This window comes from Aeromicrobium sp. Leaf272 (assembly GCF_001422865.1).
Taxonomy (GTDB): Bacteria; Actinomycetota; Actinomycetes; order Propionibacteriales; family Nocardioidaceae; genus Aeromicrobium.
On the sequence record NZ_LMMY01000009.1, the window covers coordinates 532,575 to 539,453 of the forward strand.

At 71.5% G+C, this 6,879-nt stretch carries 6 protein-coding genes and 2 pseudogenes; 5 read left to right on the top strand and 3 right to left on the bottom strand.

The features are described from left to right. Nucleotides 1-177: 177 nt before the first annotated feature. The 3 genes and pseudogenes from grpE to ASF38_RS17030 all read right to left on the bottom strand — a co-directional run. The gene (grpE, locus tag ASF38_RS04220; RefSeq protein WP_056573860.1) at nucleotides 178-816 is read right to left on the bottom strand and encodes a nucleotide exchange factor GrpE; all 639 of its coding nucleotides are present in this window, start codon (nucleotides 814-816) and stop codon (nucleotides 178-180) included. After that, entirely contained in the window at nucleotides 813-2,657 is a 1,845-nt protein-coding gene (gene dnaK, locus ASF38_RS04225; RefSeq protein ID WP_056556579.1) for a molecular chaperone DnaK, read from the bottom strand. The genes grpE and dnaK overlap by 4 nt, the downstream gene beginning before the upstream one ends. Before the next feature lie 187 nt (nucleotides 2,658-2,844). Next, nucleotides 2,845-3,295: pseudogene (locus ASF38_RS17030) on the bottom strand (isochorismatase family protein); the annotation flags it as partial. A gap of 100 nt (nucleotides 3,296-3,395) precedes the next feature. Between ASF38_RS17030 and ASF38_RS04235 the strand changes: the two are divergent. The 5 genes and pseudogenes from ASF38_RS04235 to ASF38_RS18320 form a co-directional block, all read left to right on the top strand. Further along, the gene (locus ASF38_RS04235) at nucleotides 3,396-4,601 is read left to right on the top strand and encodes a sensor histidine kinase (RefSeq protein ID WP_056573866.1); all 1,206 of its coding nucleotides are present in this window, start codon (nucleotides 3,396-3,398) and stop codon (nucleotides 4,599-4,601) included. Next, nucleotides 4,598-5,135, top strand: a 538-nt coding sequence (locus tag ASF38_RS04240) for a response regulator transcription factor (protein ID WP_255353800.1), incomplete at its 3' end; no start/stop codon positions are given. The genes ASF38_RS04235 and ASF38_RS04240, both read left to right, overlap by 4 nt. A gap of 1 nt (nucleotide 5,136) precedes the next feature. Continuing rightward, a pseudogene (locus ASF38_RS18755) lies at nucleotides 5,137-5,215 on the top strand (DNA-binding response regulator); the annotation flags it as partial. Nucleotides 5,216-5,542: 327 nt separating this feature from the next. After that, the gene (locus ASF38_RS04245; protein ID WP_056573869.1) at nucleotides 5,543-6,334 is read left to right on the top strand and encodes an ABC transporter ATP-binding protein; all 792 of its coding nucleotides are present in this window, start codon (nucleotides 5,543-5,545) and stop codon (nucleotides 6,332-6,334) included. Further along, nucleotides 6,331-6,879, top strand: a 549-nt coding sequence (locus ASF38_RS18320; RefSeq protein ID WP_200914399.1) for an ABC transporter permease, incomplete at its 3' end; no start/stop codon positions are given. The genes ASF38_RS04245 and ASF38_RS18320, both read left to right, overlap by 4 nt.

A 6,879-nucleotide genomic window follows, 5' to 3' on the forward strand; every position in this document is an offset into this window, starting at 1 on the left:
CGAGCTTGCGGTAGGCCTTCTTCACGTCGGCGGTCGACGCGTCCTTCGACACGCCCAGCGCCTTGTAGAAGTCCTTGCTCGCCCAGTCACTCGGGTTGCTCACGGCTCACCCCTTCCTCTCCTGATCGATCGGTGGTCCGGTCGGGCAGCAGCACACGGCTGCTGCCCGACCGCCCTTCACTCGTCCTGGTCGCCCGCCGGCGCCTCGCCCGAGGCGGGCTCGATGACTCCGACCTGCGCGTGGCGCAGGACCTCGTCGCCCATCCGGTAGCCCGTGCGGACCACGGGACCGACCGACGTGACCTGCACGTCGGGCGACTCGCCGGCTGCGAAGAGCGCCTCGTGCAGACGGGGGTCGAACACGTCGCCCTCGGCACCGAAGCCCTCCAGCTTGTGCGCCTTGAGCGCCTGGTGGAGCGCGTCGGCGACGGCCTTGAAGCCGCCCGTCAGCTCACCGTGCTGCTCGGCCCGACCGATGTCGTCCAGCACCGTGAGCAGCGAGCGGAGCACCGCGGCCTCGCCCTGCTGGCGCGACTGGGCGCGATCACGCTCGACCCGCCTGCGGTAGTTGACGTACTCGGCCTGCAGCCGCTGCAGGTCGGCGGTGCGCTCGGCGAGCTGCTGCTCCGGCGTGGGCTCCGCAGCCTGCTCGGGCTCGGTCGGCTCCTCGGCTGCTGCCGCGTCGACGACCTCCTCCTCGTCCGCGGGGACCTCGACGGCCTCGTCGACAGCCTCGTCGACGGGGGCCTCCCCGGAGGTCTCCTGCGAGACCTCCGGGTCAGCGCCCTCGGTGGGGCCGTCGGGCCCAGCCGTCACTTCTTCTCCTCGTCGTCGACGATCTCGGCGTCGACGACGTCGTCGTCGGAGTCGGCGTCGGCGTCACCCGTGGGTGCGTCGGTGCCGGCGGCCTGCTGCTCCGCGGCGGCCGCGGCGTACATCGCCTCGCCCATCTTGGAGCTGGACTCGCCGAGCTTGGTGACGGCGGCCTGGACGGCGTCGTTGTCGTCACCCTCGAGCGCCGCCTTGAGCGCGTCGACGTCGGCCTGGACCTCGCCCTTGACGTCGTCGCCCACCTTGTCGCCGTTCTCGGCGAGGAACTTCTCGGTGGTGTGCACGAGCGCCTCGGCCTGGTTGCGCGTCTCGACGGACTCGCGACGCTTGCGGTCCTCCTCGGCGTACTGCTCGGCGTCCTTGACCATCTTGTCGATGTCGTCCTTGGACAGCGCGCTGCCGCCCGTGATGGTCATGGACTGCTCCTTGCCGGTGCCGCGGTCCTTGGCCGACACGTTCACGATGCCGTTGGCGTCGATGTCGAACGTGACCTCGATCTGCGGGACGCCACGCGGCGCCGGGGGCAGGCCGGTGAGCTCGAACGTGGCCAGCAGCTGGTTGCCCGCCGCCATCTCGCGCTCGCCCTGGTACACCTGGATCGCCACGGACGGCTGGTTGTCGTCGGCCGTCGTGAAGACCTCGCTGCGCTTGGTCGGGATCGTCGTGTTGCGCTCGATGAGCTTGGTCATGACGCCGCCCTTGGTCTCGATGCCGAGGCTCAGGGGGGTGACGTCGAGCAGGAGCACGTCCTTGACCTCGCCCTTGAGCACGCCGGCCTGGAGCGCGGCGCCCACGGCGACGACCTCGTCGGGGTTGACGCCCTTGTTGGGCTCCTTGCCGCCGGTGAGCGTCTTGACCAGCTCGCTCACGGCGGGCATGCGGGTGGAGCCACCCACGAGGACGACGTGGTCGATCTGGTTCACCGAGATGCCCGCATCCTTGACGACGTTGTTGAACGGCGCCTTGGTGCGCTCGAGCAGGTCGGCCGTGATCTTCTCGAACTCGCTGCGGGACAGCGTCTCGTCGAGGAAGACGGGGCTGCCGTCCTGCACGGTGATGTAGGGCAGGTTGATCGACGTCGAGGACGAGCTCGACAGCTCGATCTTCGCGCGCTCGGCGGCCTCGCGGATGCGCGGCATGGCCATCTTGTCCTTGGTCAGGTCGATGCCCGTCTTGGACTTGAAGGTGCTGACGATCCAGTCGACCACCGCGTTGTCCCAGTCGTCACCACCGAGGTTGTTGTCGCCGCTCGTGGCCTTGACCTCGATGACGCCGTCGCCGATCTCCAGCAGGGAGACGTCGAAGGTGCCGCCGCCGAGGTCGAAGACGAGGATGGTCTGCTCGTCGCCCTTGTCGAGGCCGTACGCGAGCGCGGCCGCGGTGGGCTCGTTGATGATGCGGCTGACGTTGAGGCCGGCGATCTCACCGGCCTCCTTGGTGGCCTGGCGCTGGTGGTCGTTGAAGTACGCGGGCACGGTGATGACCGCGTCGGTGACCGTCTCGCCCAGGTAGGCCTCGGCGTCGCGCTTCAGCTTCTGCAGGATGAAGGCGCTGATCTGCTGGGGGTTGAACGACTTGCCGTCGACCTCGGTCTTCCAGTCGGTGCCGACGTGGCGCTTGACCGAGCGGATCGTGCGGTCGACGTTCGTGACGCCCTGGCGCTTGGCGACCTCGCCGGCCAGGACCTCGCCGTCCTTCGCGAACGCGACGACGGACGGGGTGGTGCGAGCGCCCTCGGCGTTCGCGATGACGGTGGGCTCTCCGCCCTCCAGGACGGCGACGACGGAGTTCGTCGTTCCGAGGTCGATTCCGACGGCTCGTGCCATGGGGGTTCCTCCTGCTGATCGGGTGCTGCTGCGGGGTTCGTGAGCTCGGGGAGCCGTTGCCGAAGTGCTGGCAACTGACTTGAGTCTGATCGTATCAACCTTGGTGGAGCCCGCAGTATTCCGTCCCCCGACCGCCGATATCTGGGCCCCGAGCCTGTCCGGGGCTCGAGAGGAGGACGAAGGNNNNCTCCGTACGCGGTGAGGTCCTCGGTGGTGTGGGCGTCGCAGACGAGCGTGACGTCGTAGCCGCGCACGAACGCCCCGTGCAACGTGGCGCGGATGCACGCATCGGTCTGGGCGCCGGTGACGACGACTCGCCCCGCGCCGCGTTCGGCCAGGACCGTCTCGAGCTCGGTGGCCTCGAAGGCGTCGCCGTAGTCCTTGTGCACCACCGGCTCGCCGGCACGTGGCTCGAGCTCGGGGACGATCTTCCACCCCTCGGTGCCCGTCGCAGGACCGTCGTCGTCGGCGAGGGAGTCCTGCACCCACACGACCGGCACGTCGGCGGACCTGGCTCGCTGCACGAGCTCGGCGATCCGGCCGACCACGGCATCACGCTCGTGGGCGTTCTCGACGACGTCGTTCTGCACGTCGACGACGAGGAGGGCGGTGCGTGACCTGTCGGGGAACTGGCTCATGTCCCGACGCTAGACCCGCGGGACGACGTTTCAGGACGCCGGATGCAGATCAGACCGTGGGTGGAGGCGTGGCGCTGCAGGAGCACCTAGGGTCGGGTGGGTGAGCACGCCAGCGGACCGTCCGGGCGGTCGTCGACCGTGGCGGCTGGGTCCGCGCGCCACCCAGTGGTTCGACGCAGCCCTCGTGGCCGGGCTCCTCCTGCTCGTGGCCGCGACGCTCGGGATCGACCAGCCGCTGTACGTCACCGCGCTCAGCGGGCTGCAGGTGCTGCCGCTCGTCTGGCGTCGACACCGCCCGGCCATGGCCTTCGCGCTGGTCTGGGTGTTCAGTGGCGTGCAGGCCCTGGTGCACGACTACCCTGCGATCGGCCAGCTCGCCTACCCCGTGGCGATGTACTCGCTCGCTCGCTTCGGGCGCCCCCGCGACGCCTGGGTCGGGCTGGGGCTCAGCGCCGTCGCGACGGGGGTCGCCACCTACGTCTGGGTCATGGCCGGGCGCTACGACGGCCTGCCGCCCACGGTCGAGCAGGAGCCCCTGAGCCTGCAGCTCTTCGCGCCGTACGCCCTGAGCATCGGGGCGATCGTGGTCGCCGCGTGGGCGCTCGGCACCCAGGCTCGCCTGCGACGCGCGTACGAGGCGGCGCTGATGGAGCGCGGCGAGCGGATGGCGGCCGAGGCGGAGGAACGCACGCGCGCCGCAGCCGCCGAGGAACGCACCCGGGTGGCACGAGAGATGCACGACGTCGTCGCGCACGGCATCACCGGCATGATCGTGCAGGCCGACGGTGCGCGCTACGCGGCGGAGCAGGACCCGGCCGTCGCGGTGCGCACGCTCGGGACCATCGCCTCGACCGGCCGCGAGGCTCTCACCGAGATGCGGCGCCTCCTCGGCCTGCTGCGCGGCACGTCGGACCCCGAGCTGGTCCCTCAACCCGGACTGGGCGAGCTGCCGGCCCTCCTGGCCGCCGACGTCGAGGCCGGCCGGGTGCGGGCCACGCTGCCGGACCCGACTCCCACCGTCCCCGACGGTGTAGCGCTGACGGTCTTCCGCGTGGTGCAGGAGTCGCTCACCAACGTGCGCAAGCACGCCGGACCCGACGCGACCGCGGAGGTCCGGGTCCGCGAGGACGGGGCCGACCTCGTCGTGACGGTCGCCGACGACGGCCACGGCGCAGCCGGATCGCCGACGTCGGGCGGCCTGGGGCTGGTCGGCATGCGGGAGCGCGTGGCCGTGCACGGCGGCACCCTCGACGTCGGCCCGGCACCCGGTGGCGGCTGGCAGGTGCGTGCGAGGATCCCCCGGTGAGCGACGCGACGGCACCCACCCGCGTGCTGCTCGTCGACGACCAGCAGATGGTGCGTGCCGGGTTCCGGATGCTGGTCGACAGCCAGCCCGACCTCGAGGTCGTGGGCGAGGCGGGCGACGGCCAGGCGGCGCTGGACCTCCTCGGCGCGACCCGCGCCGACGTCGTGCTCATGGACGTGCGCATGCCGGTGATGGACGGCGTGGAGGCGACACGTCGGATCCTGCAGGACGACCGCGAGACCGCGCCCCGGGTGATCGTGCTGACCACCTTCGACCTCGACGAGTACGCGTTCGCGGCCCTGCAGGCAGGCGCGTCGGCGTTCCTGCTCAAGGATGCCGCGCCACCGGACCTGCTGGCCGCGATCCGAGCCGTGCAGGCCGGTGACGCGGTCGTGGCGCCGTCGACCACCCGACGTCTGCTCGACCACTTCGTGCAGCCGTCGGGCTCGCGCAGCGTGGTGAGCGAGGCGACCACCCGGCGGCTCGCGGAGGTGACCGACCGCGAGCGCGAGGTGCTGGGCCTCATCGCCCGCGNCGGCCGACTGCTCGCCAAGACCGACTCCCGCGACCGCGTCCAGCTCGTCCTGCTCGCCCTCGAGGCGGGGCTGGGGTAGGCGGGGGCCGCCCGGGGGACGCAAGATTCTGCGTTCGAGTGCGGCGACCCGAACGATGCTGCGTTCGCGTCCGGATCCCGTCGTGAACGCAGCATCCTTCGCCTTCCCTCACGCGAAGGCAGAATCCTGCGTCCTCCTCGGGTAGGGAGGTAGGCCTCGCACCCCATACGGACCCGATGAGGTGCGAGACCTACCGCCGACCCCGCGATGCGGTGCGTCACCTACCTCTGACGGCTCGGACGGGGCGAGAGTCCACCCACGGGCTGACGCCAGGACCATCCCTCGCTCCGACGACTCGGGGGGTGCCTGATCCATAGCGTCGTCGGCATGACGATCACAGCACAGGCAGCCGTCGCGACCGCCGCGTCGGCGCGCGACCTGACCAAGACCTACGGCACCGGCCCGGCGGCCGTGCACGCCCTCGACGGCGTCTCCCTCGACCTCGCGCCCGGACGCTTCACCGCGATCATGGGGCCCTCGGGCTCGGGCAAGTCGACGCTCATGCACTGCCTCGCCGGGCTCGACCGGCCGACACACGGCACCGTCTCGGTCGACGGCGTCGAGCTGACCAGCCTTGATGACGACCGACTCACCCGATTCCGCCGCGACCACCTCGGCTTCGTGTTCCAGGCGTTCAACCTGCTGCCGATGCTGACCGCCCGGCAGAACATCGTGCTGCCGTTCGAGCTGGCCGGCCGACGCATCGACGCGAACGTGCAGGACGACATCGACACCGTCGTCGCGGTCCTCGGGCTCGGCGACCGGCTCGACCACCGTCCGAGCGAGCTGTCCGGCGGGCAGCAGCAGCGCGTCGCGATCGCCCGCGCGCTGGTGAGCCAGGCGTCGATCGTGTTCGCCGACGAGCCCACCGGCAACCTCGACAGCAACGCCTCGGCCGAGGTGCTCGCCTACCTGCGACGTTCCGTGCGCGAGCTGGGCCGCACCGTCGTGATGGTCACCCACGAGCTCGACGCCGCCGCCTACGCCGACGACGTCGTGGTGCTGGCCGACGGTCGGATCCGCTCGCACCTCGTGGACCCGTCGCGGGCCGAGCTCGCCTCGGTGCTGGCCGCCCGCCCCGACGCCGACCTGACGCGGGCCGAGGGAGGCGCCCGATGAGGACCGTGATGCTCGCGTCGCTGCGCACCCACACGCGCCGCTACGTCGCGGCGCTGCTCGCCGTGACCATCGCCGTGGGGTTCGTGGTGGCCACCAACGCGATCGCCTCGGCGGCCAAGTCCGGCCTCTCCGCCGGGATCGACGAGGCCTACCGCGGCGCCGACCTGGTCGTCGGCGACGACTACGGGATCGGCACCGACGACGTCGCCCCCGTCCTGGAGACCGCGGCGCGCCAGGGGGACGCCGCGGCGGTCATCGGGTCGTCGTTCGAGCCCGTCACCCACGACGGCATCGGCCTCGGCTCGGACACGTCCATCGGCACGGTGAGCACCGACGAACGACTGCTGCGCCAGCGCATCGTCAGCGGTCGGGCCCCGACCAGCGACGACCAGGCGCTCGTGGACGAGCGCACCGCCACGGCGGCGCGACTCGGCGTGGGCGACGAGCTGGTCGTGGGCAAGGGCGAGGAGGCGAGCACCGTGACGGTCGTCGGCATCGCGAAGCCGTCGTCGTACCTCGCGGCCGACGTCTACGTCCCGTGGGGC

Bases quoted from the DNA above. Each gene is read 5' to 3' on its own strand.
- ASF38_RS04245 (WP_056573869.1), top strand. From the start codon at position 5,543: ATGACGATCACAGCACAGGCAGCCGTCGCGACCGCCGCGTCGGCGCGC.
- dnaK (WP_056556579.1), bottom strand. From the start codon at position 2,657: ATGGCACGAGCCGTCGGAATCGACCTCGGAACGACGAACTCCGTCGTC.